Here is a 2326-nt window from a genome sequence, read left to right on the forward strand (position 1 = left end):
GTGTCCTGCGGACACAGACGCAAAAGCGTCAAAGTTAGCCCTTTTTACTATCTTTAACATTAATTCAACGCAACTGAAAGTTATATAAAACCGTTGTAGGTAATGTAAACTCAGAACAGCACACTCGACACTTTCCATATTTTAAAAAACAATTTTCATTTTTTTGTAACAAATTTTTGTTTCCAATACTTACCCAGCGAATTTAAAAAACAAAATAATGAAACACCTAAGATCAATTATCGCAGTATTAGTATTGATATTAACATTTAGTTTTTCTCAAGCTCAAAATAAAGTAAATTTAGAAAATTCTGTGTTGTGGAAAATAGAGCATTCAGAACTGAAAGAACCTTCTTATGTTTTAGGAACTTTACATGTGATGTGTAAAGACGACTTTGAAATTTCAAAAAAAATTACTCAAACTCTTCAGAATGTTGATGCATTGGTTTTAGAAATAAATTTATCCGATCCAAAAGAGATAAAAACAATGAAAGAATTAATGAAAAATCCAAAGAAAATATCTCAGGAGCTAACTAAACAACAATTCGAAGAACTAGATACACTTGTAACGAATGTAATGGGAGCAGCTTTATCAAATTTTGACTCATATGGGCTGTCTATTCTAAATGCCATAATGATTCAAAAAATGCTACCTTGTATAGAGATAAAATCTTTAGAAACGGAGCTTATCGCATTAGCTACAGAAAAGCAAAAGCCAATTTATAGTTTAGAAAAGGTTGCAGAGCAAATGGAAATAATGCGAACGGCTTATCCAACAGACTTTGCGTTAAAACAAATACTGTTATTTGAATCATATAAAAAAGATTTTGGTGAAGCCATAATTGCTTATAATAATGAAGATATTACAACTACAGTAGATTTAGTTTCTAAAGACATTTATATGGACGAGAATGCCACAACTATTATGCAAATAAACCGAAATAAGAATTGGGTAGAAAAAATGCCAGAAATGATGACCGAAAGAAGTAATTTATTTGCAGTTGGAGCCGCTCATTTAACCCACGATTATGGCATAATTCATCTTTTAAGACAAAAAGGGTATACTGTGACACCAGTATTTAATTAGGCGGAAATTTATGCAATTAACGGAACAAGAATTTTTAGCTGCAATCAATACTCATAAAGGGATTCTTTATAAAGTATCTAGAATGTACTTTGATAATACTGAAGACCAGCAAGATTTATTTCAAGAAATTATTCTGCAATTATGGAAATCGCTAGGAACATTTAAAGGGAATAGTGCCTTTTCTTCTTGGATGTACAGAGTGGCATTAAACACCGCAATTGTATACTTTAAAAAAGAAAAAAGAAAACCAGACAACTATAATTTTAAAAAAATTGAACCTATTGCACATGAAGATTATAGCAATGAAAAAGACCAACAGTTAGCAAGTTTTTATAAAGCTGTTAAGGAATTAAATAAAATTGAAAAAGCATTAATTATTCAATTTATAGATGGTTTATCTGGTAAAGAAATAGCGGATAACCTAGGGCTCTCAGAAGTTAATGTTAGAGTGAAATTAAATAGAACAAAAAGTAAGTTACAAGACATCATAAAACAAAACGGATATGAATTTTGAAAATATAAAACAAAAAATGGATGCGGAACGTATGGATAGCTCTAAAATTCCATCACAGATAAAAGATATAGAAACTAGCAAGATGCCTATCCAAAAAGTAAGAAAGAGTATGAAAAGTGAAATCATCACACAACTCATTTTAATTGTGATCTTTTTTGCTGCCCCAAGTTTTCTGGAAATGCATCGATTACCAAAAACTGTTTACTACATATTTATGTTTATAACCAGTCTTATTACTTTGGGGTATTTAGCAAAAATGAGTTGGTTTTTAACAAAATATATCAATTTAAGTGGCACTAGTAAAGACACAGTAGTAGCCTTTATTTATGACCTTAAACTAACGCTTGAAGTCTATAAGACTGCAATAATTTCAGGGAGTCTGTTACTTCCAATAGCAATGGCGAGCTTATTTCTAGGTTCAGTAAAAATTGATAAGAAAGTATATAATGATTTAATTCTATTAAATATCCCAAACACAACACTTGTTCTTTATATTTTTGGATATATAGTAATAGCTATACTTATATATTTTATTACAGTATATTGGTCTAATAAATTGTATGGTATACATATTAAAAATCTTGAAAAAATCTTGAAAGAATTTGATGTCAAATAATAAAAAAACTACCTACATACAACACTGTATAATTCCAACTAAGGTTTGGTTGTGTCCTGCGGACACAGACGCAAAAGCGTCAAAGTTAGCTCTTTTTACTATCTTTATTCCT

At 29.9% G+C, this 2326-nt stretch carries 3 protein-coding genes; all 3 read left to right on the plus strand.

Annotation, left to right across the window (positions count from 1 at the left end; genetic code table 11):
• The first annotated feature begins 217 nt into the window (after positions 1–217).
• Genes BUC03_RS14955 through BUC03_RS14965 form a run of 3 tightly spaced genes read left to right on the plus strand, consistent with a single transcriptional unit; the run spans position 218 to position 2214 of the window.
• Positions 218–1084 carry a TraB/GumN family protein gene (locus tag BUC03_RS14955; RefSeq protein WP_073153929.1) on the plus strand — a complete coding sequence of 289 codons (867 nt, stop codon included), beginning with the start codon at positions 218–220 and terminating at the stop codon, positions 1082–1084.
• Positions 1085–1094: 10 nt separating this feature from the next.
• Positions 1095–1598 (plus strand): RNA polymerase sigma factor, encoded by a 504-nt coding sequence (locus BUC03_RS14960; RefSeq protein WP_073153930.1) that lies wholly within the window; start codon positions 1095–1097, stop codon positions 1596–1598.
• Positions 1588–2214 (plus strand): hypothetical protein, encoded by a 627-nt coding sequence (locus tag BUC03_RS14965; RefSeq protein ID WP_073153932.1) that lies wholly within the window; start codon positions 1588–1590, stop codon positions 2212–2214. The genes BUC03_RS14960 and BUC03_RS14965 overlap by 11 nt, the downstream gene beginning before the upstream one ends.
• Positions 2215–2326: the final 112 nt, after the last annotated feature.

Source organism: Mesonia phycicola, from assembly GCF_900141885.1.
GTDB lineage: Bacteria > Bacteroidota > Bacteroidia > Flavobacteriales > Flavobacteriaceae > Mesonia > Mesonia phycicola.

Bases quoted from the DNA above. Each gene is read 5' to 3' on its own strand.
- BUC03_RS14955 (WP_073153929.1), top strand. From the start codon at position 218: ATGAAACACCTAAGATCAATTATCGCAGTATTAGTATTGATATTAACA.
- BUC03_RS14960 (WP_073153930.1), top strand. From the start codon at position 1,095: ATGCAATTAACGGAACAAGAATTTTTAGCTGCAATCAATACTCATAAA.
- BUC03_RS14965 (WP_073153932.1), top strand. From the start codon at position 1,588: ATGAATTTTGAAAATATAAAACAAAAAATGGATGCGGAACGTATGGAT.